General features: G+C 68.8%; 17 protein-coding genes. 6 read left to right on the forward strand and 11 right to left on the reverse strand.

What is annotated here, in order from left to right:
• The first annotated feature begins 255 nt into the window (after positions 1 to 255).
• From ACZ1DY_RS25835 to ACZ1DY_RS25850, 4 genes are all read left to right on the forward strand, one after another.
• Positions 256 to 1,476 carry a PucR-like N-terminal domain-containing protein gene (locus tag ACZ1DY_RS25835; protein WP_465481144.1) on the forward strand — a complete coding sequence of 407 codons (1,221 nt, stop codon included), beginning with the start codon at positions 256 to 258 and terminating at the stop codon, positions 1,474 to 1,476.
• Positions 1,477 to 1,814: 338 nt separating this feature from the next.
• Positions 1,815 to 2,804, forward strand: coding sequence for an alpha/beta fold hydrolase (locus ACZ1DY_RS25840; protein WP_257486036.1), 990 nt, complete (start codon positions 1,815 to 1,817; stop codon positions 2,802 to 2,804).
• A gap of 338 nt (positions 2,805 to 3,142) precedes the next feature.
• On the forward strand, positions 3,143 to 4,333 hold the full coding sequence (locus ACZ1DY_RS25845; RefSeq protein ID WP_185927192.1) for a PucR-like N-terminal domain-containing protein: 1,191 nt from the start codon (positions 3,143 to 3,145) through the stop codon (positions 4,331 to 4,333).
• A gap of 35 nt (positions 4,334 to 4,368) precedes the next feature.
• Complete coding sequence (locus ACZ1DY_RS25850) at positions 4,369 to 5,613, forward strand: PucR family transcriptional regulator (protein ID WP_126734313.1); 1,245 nt, start codon at positions 4,369 to 4,371, stop codon at positions 5,611 to 5,613.
• Positions 5,614 to 6,061: 448 nt separating this feature from the next.
• Here ACZ1DY_RS25850 and ACZ1DY_RS25855 read toward each other — a convergent pair whose 3' ends face one another.
• From ACZ1DY_RS25855 to ACZ1DY_RS25905, 11 genes are read right to left on the reverse strand one after another with little or no spacing between them, the layout of a single operon-like run.
• Positions 6,062 to 6,703 carry a hypothetical protein gene (locus ACZ1DY_RS25855; RefSeq protein ID WP_257486035.1) on the reverse strand — a complete coding sequence of 214 codons (642 nt, stop codon included), beginning with the start codon at positions 6,701 to 6,703 and terminating at the stop codon, positions 6,062 to 6,064.
• An 11-nt stretch (positions 6,704 to 6,714) separates the two neighbouring features.
• The gene (locus ACZ1DY_RS25860) at positions 6,715 to 7,218 is read right to left on the reverse strand and encodes a hypothetical protein (RefSeq protein ID WP_126734315.1); all 504 of its coding nucleotides are present in this window, start codon (positions 7,216 to 7,218) and stop codon (positions 6,715 to 6,717) included.
• A 5-nt stretch (positions 7,219 to 7,223) separates the two neighbouring features.
• The gene (locus ACZ1DY_RS25865; protein ID WP_257486034.1) at positions 7,224 to 8,324 is read right to left on the reverse strand and encodes an MCE family protein; all 1,101 of its coding nucleotides are present in this window, start codon (positions 8,322 to 8,324) and stop codon (positions 7,224 to 7,226) included.
• Positions 8,324 to 9,301 carry an MCE family protein gene (locus tag ACZ1DY_RS25870; protein WP_465481145.1) on the reverse strand — a complete coding sequence of 326 codons (978 nt, stop codon included), beginning with the start codon at positions 9,299 to 9,301 and terminating at the stop codon, positions 8,324 to 8,326. The genes ACZ1DY_RS25865 and ACZ1DY_RS25870 overlap by 1 nt, the downstream gene beginning before the upstream one ends.
• Entirely contained in the window at positions 9,298 to 10,302 is a 1,005-nt protein-coding gene (locus ACZ1DY_RS25875) for an MCE family protein (RefSeq protein WP_257486032.1), read from the reverse strand. Before ACZ1DY_RS25875 ends, ACZ1DY_RS25870 begins: the two co-directional genes overlap by 4 nt.
• Positions 10,302 to 11,312: an MCE family protein gene (locus ACZ1DY_RS25880; protein WP_257486031.1), complete on the reverse strand. Its 1,011-nt coding sequence runs from the start codon at positions 11,310 to 11,312 to the stop codon at positions 10,302 to 10,304. The genes ACZ1DY_RS25875 and ACZ1DY_RS25880 overlap by 1 nt, the downstream gene beginning before the upstream one ends.
• Entirely contained in the window at positions 11,309 to 12,322 is a 1,014-nt protein-coding gene (locus ACZ1DY_RS25885) for an MCE family protein (RefSeq protein ID WP_126734319.1), read from the reverse strand. Before ACZ1DY_RS25885 ends, ACZ1DY_RS25880 begins: the two co-directional genes overlap by 4 nt.
• Positions 12,319 to 13,542: an MCE family protein gene (locus ACZ1DY_RS25890; protein ID WP_126734320.1), complete on the reverse strand. Its 1,224-nt coding sequence runs from the start codon at positions 13,540 to 13,542 to the stop codon at positions 12,319 to 12,321. The genes ACZ1DY_RS25885 and ACZ1DY_RS25890 overlap by 4 nt, the downstream gene beginning before the upstream one ends.
• The gene (locus tag ACZ1DY_RS25895; protein ID WP_034315131.1) at positions 13,539 to 14,378 is read right to left on the reverse strand and encodes an MlaE family ABC transporter permease; all 840 of its coding nucleotides are present in this window, start codon (positions 14,376 to 14,378) and stop codon (positions 13,539 to 13,541) included. Before ACZ1DY_RS25895 ends, ACZ1DY_RS25890 begins: the two co-directional genes overlap by 4 nt.
• Before the next feature lie 4 nt (positions 14,379 to 14,382).
• Positions 14,383 to 15,186, reverse strand: coding sequence for an MlaE family ABC transporter permease (locus ACZ1DY_RS25900; RefSeq protein ID WP_125796979.1), 804 nt, complete (start codon positions 15,184 to 15,186; stop codon positions 14,383 to 14,385).
• Positions 15,187 to 15,188: 2 nt separating this feature from the next.
• Entirely contained in the window at positions 15,189 to 15,968 is a 780-nt protein-coding gene (locus tag ACZ1DY_RS25905) for a hypothetical protein (protein ID WP_465481146.1), read from the reverse strand.
• A 238-nt stretch (positions 15,969 to 16,206) separates the two neighbouring features.
• Here ACZ1DY_RS25905 and ACZ1DY_RS25910 point away from each other — a divergent pair, with 238 nt between their 5' ends.
• Together ACZ1DY_RS25910 and ACZ1DY_RS25915 are read left to right on the forward strand one after the other, a co-directional pair.
• On the forward strand, positions 16,207 to 17,151 hold the full coding sequence (locus tag ACZ1DY_RS25910; RefSeq protein ID WP_465481147.1) for an ATP-binding cassette domain-containing protein: 945 nt from the start codon (positions 16,207 to 16,209) through the stop codon (positions 17,149 to 17,151).
• On the forward strand, positions 17,148 to 17,999 hold the full coding sequence (locus ACZ1DY_RS25915; RefSeq protein ID WP_126734323.1) for an ABC transporter permease: 852 nt from the start codon (positions 17,148 to 17,150) through the stop codon (positions 17,997 to 17,999). Before ACZ1DY_RS25910 ends, ACZ1DY_RS25915 begins: the two co-directional genes overlap by 4 nt.
• Positions 18,000 to 18,121 lie beyond the last annotated feature (122 nt).

Consider the following 18,121-nt stretch of genomic DNA (forward strand, 5'->3'; position numbering starts at 1 on the left):
CCGCGCGCCACCGGCGCACTCGAATGCACGGAGCGTAGAACCGCCGACACATCCGTGTCAAAAGACGTCACACCGAAACGCCCGCTCGTTGTCACGTGGCTGAGCGTCGCGACTTTCCGTTGCAAATTCAACGTCACATTCGGGGTACACGCCGTCCGCCGATCCAGTACAAACGGCCCGCACCGTTCCCGTCGATCCGACGCGGTTATGCAAACGGATTCATGTTTCCTTCCGGCGTTCGAAGAAAATCAAAGGGTGGTCCTGGTGGTGGAGTACCGCGGTTTCGGCATGCTGGCGGCGTTGCCGCGTTCGCTCGGCGAAGAACTGCGTCCGTATACCGGGCACGCCGCGGCCGCCATGGTCAAGCAGGTGCAGCGTTCGGTCACCGCGTATTCGCAGCCGTTGCGCGGTCTCTTCGGCCGCGTCCTGGTCGTCTCCTGCGAACGGGCGGTGCGGCACTACGTCGAGTGCATCGGCGATCCGGACGTGCCCCACGACCGCTGGATCGACTTCTACCGCATGCGCGGGCGGATCGAATTCACCGAGGGCCGCAGCCTGGAACCGTTGCACGACAGCGTGACCGTCGGCGCACGGGCGGCATGGCGGGCGATGCGGCCCATCGTGCGCGGACTCGGCGTCGGCTCCGACGTCATCGCGCTCGCGGCCGAGTCCGTCTTCGTCTACGTCGACGAACTGTGCGCCACGACGATCGAGGGGTATCAGGAGGCGGAAGCCAGGGCGGCGGGCGCGATCCCGCTCCGGCGCCGTCGCCTGCTCGAACTGATCGCCCAGGCGCCGGAAGGGTCCGCGTGCAGCATCGCCAGCCTCGCCGACGGCGCCGGCTGGCGGGTTCCGGGAGCCGCGGCCATGGTCGCGCTGCAGCGCGCTCCCGGCGCGGCGGACTTCCCGGTCCACCTCCTGGACACCACCGTGCTGGCCGACCTCGACACGGCCGAGCCGTACCTGCTCACCGCGGATCCGGACACCGATCTCGCCCCGCTGAAGGACGCGCTGGACGGCTGGCGCGTGGCGGTCTCCCCCGTCGTGCCGCTCGCCGATGCCCCGGCCGCCCTCCGCACCGCCCGCCGCGCGCTACTGCTGAACAGCGACGACGCGCCCGGCCCGGTCATCTGGTGCCGGGACCACCTCGCCACGCTGTGGCTGCTCGCCGAGGACTTCCTCGGCGCCGAACTCGCCAAGCAGAGCCTCGACCCGTTCACCTCGCTGAGCGGGAAACAGCGGGAGCGGCTCAGCGAAACCCTGCTGGCGTGGCTGGAGACGCGCGGTGGCGCGCCGGAGATCGCACAGCGGCTCGGCGTGCATCCGCAGACCGTGCGGAACCGCCTCCGTCAGTTGGAGGAACTGTTCGGCGACCGCCTCAAGGACGCCGACGACCGGCTGAACATGCAGCTCGCGCTCCGCGCGCAACGGCTCATGCGCGCCCACCGCCGCGACGAAGGGCCGCCAGGGAACTGACCCGCCGGACCCGGCGTTCCGGCGGTCGCACGGTGGGGAGCACCCAGCGGAGGCCGCGGCGGGCGCGTTTCGCCCTCGGCTGATCGAGGTGGAAGTCCGCCCGGCAGGCCATCGCGTTCTCCGTCGTTACGGGTGTTTACCGACGCTTTCCTGAATACCGGGACGGCAGGGAAAAGTCGATGCGTAATTGGCGGGGCCGCGCGGTTTTGGCATCCGGCTCGGGGTCGGCCGCGGCATTCTTGTCACCTGTGTCGCAATTGCCGGACGTGTCCGGCGACACGCTGACACACCCGGCGTTCTACACGTTATTTTGACGCCTGACAACGGAAAGGCGGGACATGGCCCTCGAAGCGCGCACACTGACCCTGCACGGGCGGGAAATCCGGCTACGGGAATACGTTCCGTCCACAAAGGACGCTGTGGGCGAACCGCTCGTGCTGCTGCACGGGATCTCGGGCAGCAGCGAGACCTGGGTCCCGCTGCTCGGCCATTTCGAGCGGACCGGGTTCGGACGCCACGTCCTCGCCCCCGATCTGCCCGGCCACGGTGATTCGGCCGCCCCTCGGGCCGACTACGGCCTCGGCGCGATGGCCAGCGTGGTCCGCGACGTCCTCGCGCTCACCCGGAACCGGCACGCGACCATCGTCGGACACTCCCTCGGCGGCGGGATCGCGATGCAGTTCGCCTACCAGTTCCCCGAGATGTGCGCCCGGCTGGTGCTCGTGGACAGCGGCGGGCTCGGCCCGCAGGTGTCCCCGGTACTGCGCGCGACGGCGCTGCCCGGGGCCAGCGCGACACTCACCCTCGCGGTCAACCCGGCCACCGTCGCGATCGCCCGCGGGATCGCCGCCGCCTGCCGCTCGTTCGGCGGAAAGCTCTCTCCCGAGACCCGGGAGCTGATCCGTCACTTCGCGTCACTGGCCGACCCGGGCAGGCGGCGGGCGTTCCTGTCCATCGCGCGCGGCCTGATCGACCTCAGGGGTCAGCGCGCGAGCGCGCTCGACAAGCTCTATCTCGCCCGGGAGGTGCCCACCCTCGTCGTCTGGGGCGCGCGCGACCCGCTCATCCCGGTCGCCCACGGCCGCGCGACCGCCGAAGTGCTGCCGGACAGCCGATTGACGGTGTTCGAAAATGCGAAACACTTTCCACATGTGGCCGACCCGGCCCGGTTCGGCGAGGAGCTCGGACGCTTCCTCACCGGGACCGCGCCGGCCCGGTTGACGCTGGACGAGGTCGTCGAGGTGCTCATCCGCGCCAGCGAGGCGGCGGAAGCACCCGGAAACGCGTCGGAAAAATTGTCATCCGGACGCCATCTCAAGCCCGCCTAAATGTCACTCGTCATCGGATCGGACCACCCGTTCGGGTGTAGTCCATCCAGGTGGCCGATCAAGCTCCCGCCAGCCGTTGACAGTGCCCCCGGGCGATTTTATGTTGCGTGAGCCACAAAATCTGGATCGGCTTCACCGTTGAAGAGGCTGATTTTGTTGCCAGCAAGGATAAAAACATGACCGACTTGGATACCGGATACTCGCGGCACGATCTGCGGACCGCACGACCCGAACCCGGCGTGCGCCACCCCGCCACCCCGCTCCGCCAGCCACCGGGTCCGGTCCAGCGACCGCGCGCCTTCACGCCGGCACCGAGAACCCCAGTGGAGAACCGACCTGTGCGCAGCACCGGTGCGAATGGACTGTGGGCGTCACTGCCCAGAGACCTGGGCGAGCGGTTCCGGCCGCGGGCCGACCCCTTGGCACGAGCCATCCTGCAGGAGGTGCAACGAGCCGTTCCCGAATACGCGCAGCCGTTGGAAGGCGCGTTCGGACAGATCATCACGCAGGGTATCCGGCAGGCGATCCTGCACTGCCTCGATACCGTCGGTCAGGGGACGGCGCCGCTCGACAAATGGTCGGCGGTGTTCCGCAACCTCGGGAAGGTCGAATTCAACGAGGGACGCAGCCTCGACTGTCTGCAGACGGCCTACCGGGTCGGCGGCCGCGTCGCGTGGCGGCACGTTTCGGAATTCGGGCAGGCGATCGGAGCGGACGCCGATCTCCTGTGCACCGCGGCCGAAGCGATTTTCGCTTACGTGGACGAGATTTCCGCACTGTCCATCGAGGGCTACACGGCCGCGCAGGAGCGGGCCGCGGGCACCAGGGCCAGACGCAGGCGCCGGCTGCTCGAACTGATGCTCTCCGATCCCCCGGCGTCACCGCAGTCGATCGCGTCCCACGCCGCCAACGCGCAGTGGGCGCTGCCTGCCGAGATCACGGTCGTCGCGCTGGAGCGACGGCTCGGCCCGCTGGACCCCGACAGCGCCGACCTGGACGCCGACGTCCTCGTCGACTTCGAGGGTCCCAAACCCTGCCTGGTCACCGGCGACCCGGACAAGCACCTGAAGGATCTCGCCGAACGGCTCCCCGGCTGGCGCGCGGTGATCGGCCCGGCCGTGCGGCTCACCGAAGCGCCGCGCTCCCTGATGTGGGCACGCCGCACGCTGCGGCTGGTCCAGCGCGGGGTGCTTCCGGACAATCCGGTCACGCGGTACAGCGATCACCTGTCCACCCTGTGGCTGCTCGCGGACGAGTTCCTGGTCCGTGAACTGTGCACGCGCAGCCTCGCCCCGTTCGACGACCTCACCCCCAAACAGCGGGCGCGGCTCGGCGAGACGTTGCTGATCTGGCTGCAATCCCGGGGCAGCGCTCCGGAGATCGCGAAGAAACTCAAGGTCCACCCGCAGACCGTCCGGTACCGCATGCACCAGCTCATCGATCTCTTCGGTGACCGGTTGAACAACGCCGACGACCGGCTCGACATGGAGATCGCCCTGCGCGCGGAGGCCCTGCTCGCCGAGGACTGACCGACCAGCGTTCCCACTCACAACGAGGTGACGAGGTGACCCGACCGCAGGACGCCCGCAGCGGGGTCGAGGCGACGTACGGACCGCTGCTCACGCCTGCCCGGCCGGGTGGGCCGGGCGGGCGCCCGGTGCAGCTCTGGGCGCTGCTGCCGAGAGAGCTGGCGACGGTGTTCAGACCTGTGCTGGCCGACGTGGCCGGGGAGGTGGTCCGCGAGATCCAGCGGACCATCCCCGACTACGCGCGGCCACTGGACGGCGCGTTCGGGAAGGCGCTCAAGACCGGTGTCCAGATGGCGTTCCTGCAGTTCGTGGAGCGGATCGGGAACCCGGACGCGCCGTCGGAGGACCGCCGGAGCGTGTTCCTGAGCCTGGGTGTCCAGGAGTTCCATCAGGGCCGCAACGTCGACGTCCTCCAGGCGGCGTACCGCGTCGGCGCCAGGGTGACCTGGCGCCGGGTGGCCGAAGCGGGCCGTCGCGCGGGAGTTCCATCGGCGACGCTGTGCCTGCTCGCGGAGGCCATCTTCGCCTATATCGACGAACTGTCGGCGCTGTCGGTCGAGGGTCACGCGGAAGCACGGGAAAAGGCCGCCGGCGCACTGGAGCGCCGGCGGCACCGTCTGATGGAGCTCCTGCTCGCCGAGCCGCCGTCACCGCCCGAGGTCGTCAAACACGCCGCCGACCTCGCCCGCTGGCAACTACCGGACCGGCTCGTCGCCGTCGCCCTCGACCGGCCCTCGGACGAAGCACCGGCGGCCGCGCCGAGTGCGCTGGCCGACTTCGAGAGCGCCACCCCCTGCCTCCTCATGCCCGCGCCGGAACCGGACGAACGGGACCGCTTCGCGGGAGAGCTGGCAGGCTGGCGGGCCGCGATCGGCCCCGCCGTGCCACCCGTTTTCGCGGCACGCTCGCTACGGGCCGCACGCGAAGCCCTGCGGCTCGTCGATTCGGGGGCGCTCGCCGACGAGCCCGTGACGTGGTGCGTCGACCATCTTTCGCGTCTGTGGCTACTCAAGGAACCGTTTCTGGCCACCGAACTCGTCCGGGAACGGCTCGGACCGCTGGCCGGGTTGACCGGCAAGCAGCATTCGCGGCTGGCGGGGACGCTGCTGGCGTGGCTGGAGACCTGCGGGAACGTGCGCGAGGTGGCGGAACGGCTGGCCGTGCATCCGCAGACGGTGCGGTCGCGTGCCCAGGAACTGGAGGCGCTTTTCGCGGACGGGCTGCGGGATCCTGAGCGGCGGTTCGAGATGATCCTGGCGCTGCGGGCCGCCCCTTCGTGAGGTTTAGCGCGTGAAGGCCCCCTTCCCTCGGCTGAGCCGAGGGAAGGGGGCCTTCACGCGCTGGCGCGACCTCATGGAGCGCGCGGGTGGTGTTGCGAAAGCCACTTTCGCAACCCCTCCAGCCAGGCACGACACCCGGCCGTGTGCTGGAGGTACGGGAAAGTCACTCACGGGAGCGGTCGAGGGACCTTGGTTGCGTTGAGTGAGGGGTGTGTGGAAATAGGGACGCTGAATGTCCCTATTTCCACACACCCCTCACCAAGGCGACCGCTGACAGCAGGCTCATGCCGGACCGTGTGGATTTCGGGTCACCTAACGCACCAAAATCCACACAGTCGTCGCCATGCCCGTCAGACGGTCTGCACGCACCCCTCAATTACCAGCGGGTGCCATGGCTCCCTTTCCCGAGTGCATGAAGGCCCCCTTCATGTACCTCAGCTCCCCGACGTCAGGCGGCGGCCAGTGCGGTCACCCGCCACTTCCCCTCGGCCCGTTCCGCATTGACGCTCAGCTGAGCCGCACCGGTACTGCGCTGCCCGTCCCCGCGCACGCCGGTCTGGTCCAGGAACACCAGCAGCGACGCCCGGTCCCCGTCGAGGACCTTCACCCCCGAGACCACCGCCGTCGAGGTCACGACCAGCTTCTGGTCCGCCGCGAGCCCGCGGACCTGCGCGAACAGCTGGTCGTACTGCCCCAGCGCCGGCCCGGTGAGGACCTCTTTCGCGGCTTGCTCGCTCTTGGCGGGGTCGTCGTACCGGTAGGAGAAGACCGTGCCGAGCGCCTTGCCGATCTGATCGCTCACCTCCGCGGTGGTGGCGACGTCGGTCAGCGCCGTGTTGTGCGCCAGCACCGCCTTGACGTCCCGCGCCTCGATGGCGAACCACCCCGCGAGGCCCGCCATCACCAGCGCGACCGCGCCGAACACCATCGCTCCCCGCCGGCGCACCGGAGCGACAACGGCCGGCGGCTCCTCAAGGACGTCCTCGGGAACGTCCTCGGCGGGCGCTTCGAGAACCTTTGTGCTCCCGCCCATCTTCCCGGCGACCTTCACCGCGCGCCGCGGCGGTTTGACGGCTCGTTTCGTGGTCATCCCGTCCTCCGTCAGGGCTTTCCGGTGTCGGTCACCGGCACCTGGCCGAGCGACGTGACGCGCCACCCGTCCGGTGTCCGGTTCAGGCCGGCGCGGAACCGGTTGTGCTTGGTCACCGCCTCCCCGCCTTCGGGCCGCACCTCGAGTTCGACCGAAGCGATCACCTCGGCCGTTCCGCCGCCACTGTCCACTTCGGTCACCGCGGCGTCGACGACCCGGCCGGTGGTGACGGTCTTCGCCTGGCCGATCCGGCCGAGTCCGCCTTCGCGGTCGCGCGCCAGTTCGTCGTGCAACGCGCCGCCGGACAGGTTCAGCCAGTTCTGGTAGCCCTGCTCCGCCTGCCGATAGTCCAAAGTGGTCAGAGCGGCGACGGCCTGTCTGCCCACCTGCAACGCCTCCTCGCGGACCGTCGCCCGCGCGACGCCTTCGTCGTGGCTCGCATCCCACCATGAGTAGCCGAACCAAGCCGCCAAAGCCGTAGCGGCAGCGGCGAGGAACGCGGCGATTCGAGTCATGGCCTTCACCTTCCCGGCACGTTCTGCGAGCCGCGCACGTTCGTGGGGTTGCCCTTGGGCAGGGCACAGCGCGCCGCGGTGTTCAACGGCCGCGGGGACGTGTCGAGTCCGTCGCGGTAAGCGGTCCCGTAACCGGTGACACACGGCGGCGGATCGAAGAACGTCAGCGAGAGACCGACGCGCGCGCCGTCCGGCCCCATGATCGCGTGTCCCGCAGCGACCGCTTTCGGCGCGGTGACCAGCAGCTGCTCGATGCCGTCCTGGCGCGTTTCCAGCACGTCCGCGGTGGTCAGCAGATTGGCCAGCAGGATGCCGAGACTCGGGCCGGACTCCCGGAGAAGCGTGCTCACCTCGTTCGCGGCCGCCGGGACGGCCGGGATCAGCCGTCGCAGATCGCCGTCGGAGCTCTTCAACGTCGCGGCGAGCAGTTTCGCGTTGGCACCGAACGAGCGGATCGCGTCCGCCTGCGAAACCTGGGTGTCGAGTACGGTCTGCGCGTCGGTCACGAACCTGGTCAGCGGGCCGACGTGCGCGCTCGCCTCTTGCACGAACTCGATCCCCCGCCCGACGAGCTGATCCAGCGCGGGGCCGGCGTCGGACGTCGCCTTGTACAGCTCGTCGACCACGGTCCGCAGCGCGGGCTTCGGCACCGAGTTGGCGAAAGAGTCCACACTGGACAGGACGACGTCCACCGGCAGCGGGATCTTCGTGTCCGCCTCGGCGATCACCGAACCGTCCCGGAGCATGGCCCCGTTGTCGCGGCGAGGCCGCAGGTCGACGTACTGCTCGCCGACGGCGGATCGATTGGCGACGACCGCTTCGGTGTCCGCGGGCACCTCCGGGCCGCCCGGCTCGATTTCGAGGTCGACCTCCATCCCGGAGGCCGTCAGCCGCAGCTCGCCGACCCGGCCGATCGGCACGCCCCGATAGGTGACTTCGGCGTTGCTGAAGATGCCGCCACCGGTGGCGAGCCGCACTTTGACGGTGTACCCGCGATCGAGCACCAGTTTGTCCAGCCCCGCGTACGTCGCGCCGACGTACGCCACGCCGAGGACCGCGATGGTCACGAAGACCACCAGCTGCACGCGGACGAATCTGGTCAGCATCAGCGGCCACCACTGTTCTTGAAGGTCAGGAACGTGTTCAGGTAGTCGCCGCGGATGGCCTCCAGCGCGGCGTCGGGGAATGGGAAGGTGAAGATCATCTCCATCGCCTTCGGCAGTTTGTCCCCGGAATCGGCCAGCTTCCGCAGGAGGGGTTCGAGCGCCTTGAGATCGGCGACGAGGTCGTCCTTGCTGCGGTTAACCGTGTCCACCGCGACCGAGGTGAGCCCGTCCAGCGACTTGAGCATCCCGACCAGCGCCTGACGCTGCTGGTTCAGCACCTCGATCCCGGGGGTGAGCCCGTTCAGCGTCGCCTTGATCTCCTCGGTGTTCGCGTTCAGCGTCGCCGCGAGCTTGTTGACGCTCTCGATGGCGCGGGTGATCTCGGCCTTGTGCTCGTCAAGACCGCGCACGAATTTGTCCAAATTGGACAGCATGCTGCGCGCCGCGCTCTCCTTGCCGCGGAGCGCGTCGTTGAGTTCACGGGTGATGTTCTGCACCTGCGCGACGCCGCCACCGTTGAGCAGCAGGGAAAGCGCGCCGAACACCTCCTCGATCTCCGGCGTCAGCGAAGAACTGGCCAGCGGGATCACCGCGCCGTCGACCAGCCGCCCGCTCGGCGTCCCCTCGGGTGGCGGCGCGAGCTCGACGAACTTCTCGCCGAGGATGCTCGCCTGCCGCAGCCGTGCGACCGAATTGGCAGGCAGGTTCACGTCCCCGTTGATGAGCAGGCCGACCACCGCGCTGCGACCGTCCGGCGCCAGCTCGACGGTCCGCACCTGGCCGACCGGGACGTCGTTGACCTTCACCCCGGACTGGGGCACGAGATCCAGCACGTTCGTGAAACTCGCCGTGACGTGGATCGGTCGCTCACCCAGCGCGGCCCCGCCCGGCAGCGGGATGTCGTAGACGTCGACGCCGCCGCTGCAACCGGTGGCGGCCAGGACGAGCACCAGGACGGCAGCGAGCCGGGTTTTCATTTCGCCCCCGAGAATTCGGTGAGGTTCCCCCGGCCGTCCAGCGTGCCCGCGCCCTGGTTGTACGCGCCGAGCACGTTCGCCAGCGCGTTCGGCGCGGCGTCGAGTGCCTCGCTCAGCGACTCCTTCTGCCGGCTGAGCAGCTTGGTGATCTCGGCGAGTTTGTCCACATCGGACTTGACCTTGCCGCGGTTGTCCTTGATGAACCCCTGCACCACACTGAGCGCCTCGGTGAGTTCGGTCATCGCGCCGGAGAACTGGTCCCGTTGATCGGCCAGGATCTTGCTGAGCGAGGACATCTGCTGGATCGCCTGTTTCACCTTGTCGTCGTTCGACGCGAGCATCGCGGTGAACTTGCTGATGTTGTCGACCGAGTTGAACAGGTCGTCCTTGGAATCGCTCGCGGTCCTGGCGAACTCGCCGAGGTTCTTGATCGCCTCGCCGAGTTTGCCGCCGTTGCCGTCGAGGTAGGCCGCGGCCTTGGTCAGGACGTCGCTGACCGCGCCGTCCCGGTTGGCGCCCTTCGGCCCCAGCGCGGTCATCAGCTGGTTGAGGCTGCCCAGGAGTTCGTCGACCTCCACCGGGGTGACGGTGCGCTCGGGCGGGATCCGCCCGTCGTCGCCCAGCTCCGGCCCGCCGACGTACACCGGGGTGAGCTGCACGTACCGGTCGGCGACCAGGCTCGGCGTGATCACCACGGCGCCGACGTCCGCGGGCAGTTTGACGTCCGGCCGGACCGTCATGGTCACCTCGACGGTCGTGCCGCGCGGTTCGACCTTGGTCACCGAACCGATCGGGACGCCGAGCACCCGCACCTCTGTGTTCGGGTACACCCCGACGGTCGCGGTGAAGAACCCGGTCAGGACGCGGTCGGCCTGCCTGGTCAGCAGCGGCCAGGCCGCCGTCACGAGCAGCCCGGCGACGACGGCGAGCGCGAGCCTCCGCACCCAGGCCCGCCGCCGGGCCTGCGCCCCGAGATCCGACAACGTGAAGTGGCGCCCCATCAGCGTCCCCCCTTCCTCGAAGGCATGCAGCTGCCCGGCGTGCCGCCGGTCGGGACGAGCCCGCAGATGTAGGTGTCGATCCAGCGGCCGTTGCCGACCGCGTTACCGAGCAGGCGGTAGAAGGGCCCGGCCAGCCGCAGGCTCTCGTCGAGCTTGTCCTGGTTGCGCAACAGCACGGTGGCGACGCGATCGAGCTGGTCGAGCGCCGGGCCGAGCGTCTTCTGGTTGTCCGCCACCAGTCCCTTGAGCTGGATCGACAGGTTCTTCACGCCGCTGAACAGCTTCGCGATGGCGTCCTTGCGCGCGTTCAGCTCCGTCAGCAGGGTGTTGCCGTCGCGGATCAACGCCTCGATCTGCTGCGAGCGATCCCCGAGCGTCTTCGACACCTTGTTCGTGTTCTCGAACAGCTTCACCAGCTCCTGGTCGCGGGAGGCGAGCGTCTTGGACAGCGCGGTGATGCCGTCGAACGCGGTCCGCACGTCCTGCGGCGTGGAGGCGCCGAGCGTTTCCGACAGGGTCCCAAACGCCTTCGCCAGCTGGTCGGTGTCGATCGCGCCCACCGTGTTCGCGAGGTCGTTGAACACCGTGGTGACGTCGTACGGCGAGCTCGTGCGCTGCACCGGGATCGGCTCGTCCGGATCGAGTTCCGCGTTCCCGACCGGGTCGAGGACCAGGTTCTTCTGCCCCAGCAGCGTCTTGATCTTGATCGCGGCGGTGGTGCGGTTGCCGATCCAGGTGTCCTTGACCCGGAACAGGACCTTGACCCGGCCACCGTCCAGCAGGACGTCGGAGACCTCGCCGACCTTGACCCCGGCCACGCGGACCTCGTCGTTGCGTTTGAGGCCGGCGGCCTCGGTGAACTCGGCCGCGTACGTGGTCCCGCCGCCGACCAGCGGGAGGTCGTCGGAGAAGAAGGTCGCCGAGCCCGCCACCGCCATCAGCAGCGCCGTGACGGCGCCGACGACGATCGGGTTGCGGCTGCGGAACGGTTTGATCCTCGGCGCTTTCACCGGCACCGTCCTTGGGTCAGCGGGATCCCGACCGGCGGGCCGCCCGGGGCGGGTGGCGCGTCGGACTTCACCGAGCACAGGTAGAAGTTGAACCACGAGCCGTACGAGACCATCGAGCCGATGCGGTCCAGCTTCTTCGGCAGGTTCGCCAGGAACTGCTCGAACACCGGCGTGTTGTCGGCGAGGTTCTTCGACAGGTCACCGAGGGTGTTGATGCTGTCCTTCAACGGCGCACGGCCGTCCTGGAGCAGATCCGCGGTGGCGGTGGTGAGCTCGCCGAGCCCGCCGATCGCCTGCCCGATCGGTTTCGCGTCACCGGCGAGCCCGGAGACCAGCTGCGCGGTGACGTCGACGAGTTTGTCGAACTGATCGCCCTGGGAATTGAGCGTGTCGAGCACCGTGTTGAGGTTCCCGACCACCTGGCCGATCACCTCGTCCTTGCCCGCCAGCGTGTTCGTGAGGGACGCGGTGTGTTCGAGCAGGCTGTCGATGGTGCTCCCCTCGCCCTGCAGCACCTGGACGATCTCGAACGACAGCTGGTTGACGTCGCTCGGCGAAAGCGCCTGGAACAACGGTTTGAACCCGTTGAACAACGCGGTCAGATCCAGTGCCGGCTGCGTCCGCTCCGGTGGGATCAACGCGCCCTCGTCGAGCACCGCCGGCCCGTCCGGGCCGGGGTCGATCGAGAGATACCGCTGGCCGACGAGGTTGCGGTACCTGATGGTGACGGTGGCCCCGGCGGTGAGGCGGCGCTTGTTCTCGATCGAGAACCGCACGTCCGCCAGCCGTCGTTCGACCACACCGACCGAATCCACCTGGCCGATGCGGACACCGGACATCCGGACCTCGTCGCCGGGGTTGACCGACGTGGCGTCGGTGAACCTGGCGGTGTAACCGACCGTCGTGCCGACCCCGGAGTTGGCGATGGTGATGGCCAGGATCCCGGTCGCCACCACGGTGACCACGAAGAAGACCAGGCCCTTGAACGCCGGCCCCGCGATACCCCTCATCGGACGGTCACCTCCGTACCACGCAAGGCCGGGCCCACGAGCACGCTGCTCCAGTCCGGGACCTCGGCCGGCTTCATCCCGAGCGACGGCGCCAGCAGCTCGGCGACCAGCCCCCGCTCCCCCTTCGAATTGGCCGGGCCGAGGTCCCCATCGGCGGCGAACGCCACCGCCGCCGAAGTCCCGCCGCCGCCGTAGCAGCGCGGCCCGCCCTTCTGGTCGAACCTCGGATCGTCCCGGCCCGGCACGTATTTGTCGCGCGGGTCGTGGACGGACAACGTCACGTGCAGCCCCGGTTCCCCGGTTCCCTTGCCCAAGGCCTTCTCCATCACCGGCTTGAGCCGGTTCACCGCGTCGAACAGGCACGGGAACTCTGGCGAATAGCGGGACAGCAGTTCGAGCGTCGGCCTGCTCTTCACGCTGACGCCGATGATGTTGTCCTTGTTCTGTACCAGGAACTTGTTCAGGTCGCCGCTCGCGGTGGTGACGCTGGTGTACAGCTTGTCGAGATCCGCCCGGGTGTCCACAATGGTCTTCGCGGTGGTGGAGAGATCCGAGAGCGCCTTGAGGATGTCCGGTGCCGCGCCGGTGTAGAGGTCCGCCACGTCGGCGAGACCGGTGACGTCGGCCTTGAACTGCGGCATCAGCGGATTCACCTGGTTGAGCAGATCGTTGAGCTGGACGATGCTGTCCCCCAAGGACTTCCCGCGGTTGTCGAGCGCGAGCGAGATCGCGCCAAGTGAACTGTTCAGCTTCTGCGGCTGCACCGCACGCAGCAGCGGCAGCAGATCACCGAGGACGCGCTCCAGCTCGATCGCGTTGGAAGACCGGTCCTGTCCGATGACGTCGCCGTCGCGCAGCGAGCCTCCCGCGGGCCGCTCCGGGAGCACGAGGTTGACATAACGCTCGCCGAACACCGTCTTCGGCAGCAACCGCGCCGAGACGTTGCGCGGCAGCTGATCGATCTTCGCCGGGTCGATGGCGAGGTCGATCTCCGCGCCCTCCGCGGTGCCCCGCACCGCCCTGACCTCGCCGAACGGCACACCGCGGACCTTGACCTCGGCGGGCGGGGCGAGCTGGTTTCCGACGCGATCGGTCTTGAGCGTGACCAGCTCCGCGCGTTCGAAGTCCTTGTTGAAGATGGCGACGGCGAGCCAGCCGAGCAGCACCAGGATGACGAGGAAGACCACCCCCGCCGCCTGGGTCCGTGCGCGCGTGCTCATCCGGACACCTTCACGGTCGTGGTGGCGCCCCAGATCGCCAGGCTGAGGAAGAGGTCCAGCACGCTGATCAGCACGATCGACGTCCGCACGGCGCGGCCGACCGCGACCCCGACGCCCGCCGGGCCGCCCGCGGCGCGATAGCCGTAGAAACAGTGCGTGAGGATGACCCCGACGCTGAACACGAGGACCTTGGCGAAAGACCACAGCACGTCTTCAGGGGGTAGGAACAAGGAGAAGTAGTGGTCGTAGGTCCCGCCGGACTGTCCGAAGAAGACCACCGTCGTCACCCGCGAGCCGAGGTAGGAGATCAGCAGGCCGATCACGTAGAGCGGGATGATCGCGATGAACCCGGCCACGATCCGGGTGGTGACGAGGTACGGCATGCTGCGCACGGCCATCACTTCGAGCGCGTCGATCTCTTCGGAGATCCGCATGGCGCCCAGTTGCGCGGTGAACCCGGCGCCGACCGTCGCGGACAACGCCAGCCCCGCCGAAAGCGGCGCGATCTCGCGGGTGTTGAAGTACGCGGTGAGGAAACCGGTCATCGCGGAGATGTTGATCTGGTTCAGCGCGCTGAAACCCTGCAGCCCCACCGTGATCCCGGTGAACACGCACAGCCCGACCATCACACCGACGGTGCCGCCGATCACCGCCAGTGCCCCGCTGCCGAAGGTCACTTCCGCGAGCAGGCGCACCACTTCCCGGAAGTAGCGGGTGACCGCCATCGGGATCGCCGCGAGCGCGCGGATGTAGAACAGCAACTGGTCGCCCAGCTCGAAAAGACTGTTGCCGGGGCGTTTGAACGCCTCGCGGGCCCGTTCGGGGACGCTGGTCACGGGATCAGGTTCCCTTCGCGGGGACGAGCTGCAGATACAGCGCGGTCAGGATCGTGTTGACGAAGAACAGGAGCAGGAACGTGATCACCACCGACTGGTTGACGACGTCGCCGACGCCTTTGGGGCCGCCCTTGGGATTCAGGCCGCGGTAGGCCGCGACGACGCCGGCGAGGAATCCGAAGATGAACGCCTTGATCGAGCTGACCACGAGGTCGGGCAGCTGGGCGAGCGCGTTGAAACTCGCGAGGTACGCGCCCGGCGTCCCGCCCTGCACGATGACGTTGAAGAAATAGCCGCCGAGCACGCCGACGACGCTGACCAAACCGTTCAGCAGCACCGAAACGCCGATGGCCGCCTGCACACGGGGCACGATCAGCCGGTGGATCGGCGAGACACCGAGCACCTCCATCGCGTCGATCTCCTCGCGGATGGAGCGCGCGCCCAGATCCGCGCAGATCGCCGAACCGCCCGCGCCCGCGATGATCAGCGTGGTCACGATCGGGCTTGCCTGCTGCACGACGGCGAGGACGCTGGCGGCGCCGTTGAACTGCTGTGCGCCGATCTGACTCGTGAGCGAGCCCAGTTGCAGCGAGATGACCGCGCCGAACGGGATCGACACGAGGATCGCGGGCGTGATCGACACGCTCGCGATGAACCAGAACTGCTGGATGAACTCGCGGACCTGCACCGGGCGGCGGAACATCGCGAGGACGACGTCGATCCCCATGGCGCACATGCGGCCGAATTCGCGCAGGCCCGCGGCGGCCTTCTCCGGCGCGCGGGCGAGCAGGGCGACTGGATTGGCCATCGTCAGGCTCCACATCCGTTGGGGGGCGGGCCATCGCCGACGCATCGCAGCCGGAGGTTGGTGACCAGGGTGTTGCCGGGGCCGGACACCAGCCCGGTCAGCAACGGGCTCAGATCCTCACGGACCCCGCAGCCGGCGAATTCCGGTGTCGTGAAGGTGCTCGTGACCTTCACCGGCGGGGCGGGGAACGCGAGCGGCACCAGCGCTTTGATGTTCACCGCGACCGATTGCGCGGTCCGGCAGTTCGGGCCGACGTCGAGGACCTTGCCGTCCACTTTGACGTTCGTGAGTTTGATGAACACCTTGTTCGTGACGTCGGTGTGCGCGCAGATGTTGGTGCCGACCTCCTTGCAGTCGCCTGTGGCACCGGTGTCCACGTCGACCACGCCGGTCGCGTCGCCGTCCGGGATGAGTTCGACATCGCCGGTGGCGGGCATGAACCGGAAGGAGACGAAGTAGCTCGACGTCGGCGGGATGGCCAGTTTGCCGGTGATCGGCGAATTGTCGCTGAAACCGAGGATCTTGCCGTCGAACCGGCCCTGCGGGAAGGTGATGTCCGAACCCAGTTTCGCGACCCGGCTGGTCGTGGGCTGTTGTTCGTCGCCGACGTAGAATCCGAACTTCAGCCCGGCCTGGGCGATGGCGGGCTCCTGCGCGAAGGCTTCTCGTGTCTGCTGTGTCCGCGCGGGGTCGGCGGACGCGGAAGCCAAGGAAAGCGCCCCCAGCCCCAGCACCGCCGGGAGCAGGAAGGCGCGCAGAACGCGCCCGGTCAGCACTGACATACGGGCTTCCTCATTTCGACTTATCCGGCCGAACGGCCAACTGGAGCAGCACGCTACTGACGGAATGCCGGAGGGACAAGTAATCCGGGAATGGCGGCTCCGCGAGGGGAAAAGATTGTAATGGGCGTAACTGTTTTGCCTCGGGTCTCGTGAGTGGTAATGACGGTTCTAACCGTCCTTGCCACTCACGAGGCTCTGGGCATTGCGGCCGCACCGAACGCCCCGCTACGTTCGGCGAATGGAGCAGGCTGCCATCGAGGTGTCCGGCCTCGCCAAGCACTACGGTGAGGTGACCGCCCTCGCCGGCGTCGATCTCCGGGTCGGCCGCGGCACCGTGCTCGCGGTGCTCGGCCACAACGGCGCGGGCAAGACGACGCTGGTCGACATCCTGAGCACGCGCGTCAAACCGGACGGCGGCAGCGCCAAGGTCTGCGGATTCGACGTCGTGCGCGCCGGGCACCACGTCCGGCGGCGGATCGGGGTCACCGGCCAGTTCGCGGCGGTCGACGACGCGCTCTCCGGCCGCGGCAACCTCGAACTCGTCGCCAGGCTGCTGGGCGCGAACCGGCGTCAGGCCAGGGCCCGCGGGGCCGAACTGCTCGCCATGTTCGGCCTCGACGACGCGGCCGACCGTCCCGCGCGGACGTACTCCGGCGGCATGCGGCGGCGGCTCGACCTGGCCGCCGGGCTCGTCGGCTCCCCCGACGTCCTCTTCCTCGACGAACCGACGACCGGCCTCGACCCGCTCAGCCGCGCGGGGCTCTGGGACGGCGTCGAACGGCTCGCCGCACGCGGCACCACCGTCGTGCTCACCACGCAGTACCTCGAGGAGGCGGACAGACTGGCGGATCACGTCATCGTGCTGGGGCTGGGGCACGTCACCGTCTCCGGGCGGCCGTCGGAGCTGAAGGCCCGGCTCGGGGAACGGACCGCGACCCTGACCTTCGGCACCGACCTCGCCGCCCGCCGGGCGCTGGCCGCGATCCACCGGCTCGGCATGAGCTGCACGACGTCGGCCTCCGGGCTGGTGGTCGGTGTCGCGCTGTCCGGGCCCGCCGACATCACGGTGCTGGTGCGCGCGCTCGACGCGGCGGGCGCGCCGATGAAGGACCTCACCGTCGCGGAGCCGACGCTCGACGACGTCTACCTTTCGCTGCACCGGAATCCGGCGGTCGCGTCATGACCGAGGCACGGCATCGCGCGCCGTCACCGCCGGTACTGGGCGACCCGTCGACCTGGCCGCCGAGCACGTTCGCCACCCAGGTCCGAGTGCTCGCCGCCCGGTCGCTGAAGACGGCGTTCGGCGACCGGCGGCTCGTGTTCTTCGGGCTGCTGCAACCGATCGTGCTGCTCCTGCTGTTCAGCCAGGTGTTCAACGGCGTCAGCACGCTGCCCGGTGTCGCGGCCTACCAGGGTTACGTGAACTTCCTCGTCCCGGCGACGCTGGTGAACATCGCGATGACGACGGCGATGAGTTCGGGGGCCGGCCTGCTCGCGGAGATCTACAGTGGATTCACCGGACGTCTCCGCTGCATGCCCATCAGCCTTTCGGCCGTCCTGGTCGCGCGCACCATCTCGGATTCCGCCCGGCTCGCCGTGCAACTGCTGGTGACCGCGCTCGCCAGCGTGGTACTGCTGGGTTTCCGGCCGACCGGCGGTGTTTTCGGCGTCACCGCGGCTCTTCTGCTCACGCTCGTCGTCGGCTGGTGCCTGAGCTGGATCTTCGTCGCCATCACGACCTGGCTGCGCAAGGCCGAAACGCTGCAGATGGCGTCCTTCGTGGTCATGTTCCCGCTGATGTTCTCATCCAGCGCCTACATGCCGCTCGAAACGATGCCGACCTGGCTGCGAGTGGTCTCGGCGCTCAACCCGCTCACCTACGCGATCGACGCGACCCGCGCGCTCGCGCTCGGACGTCCTTCGGGCTGGTCGGTCCCCATTTCGCTCGCGATCGCCGCCGTGGCGGCCGCGGCAGGCGGGTGGATCGCGGCCCGGACTTTCCGGACACCACGGGATGTCGCCCCGATGTGACGTGGTGGGCCCGGCTGGCAACGGTGCCCAGCGTTGCGAAAGCCACTTTCGCGACGTTGAAGGTTGCGAAAGCCACTTTCGCAACCTCCAGCGGCGGGCGATGTGGCCCTTGGTCGAGTCCC

Source organism: Amycolatopsis sp. PSD-21 (assembly GCF_055561455.1).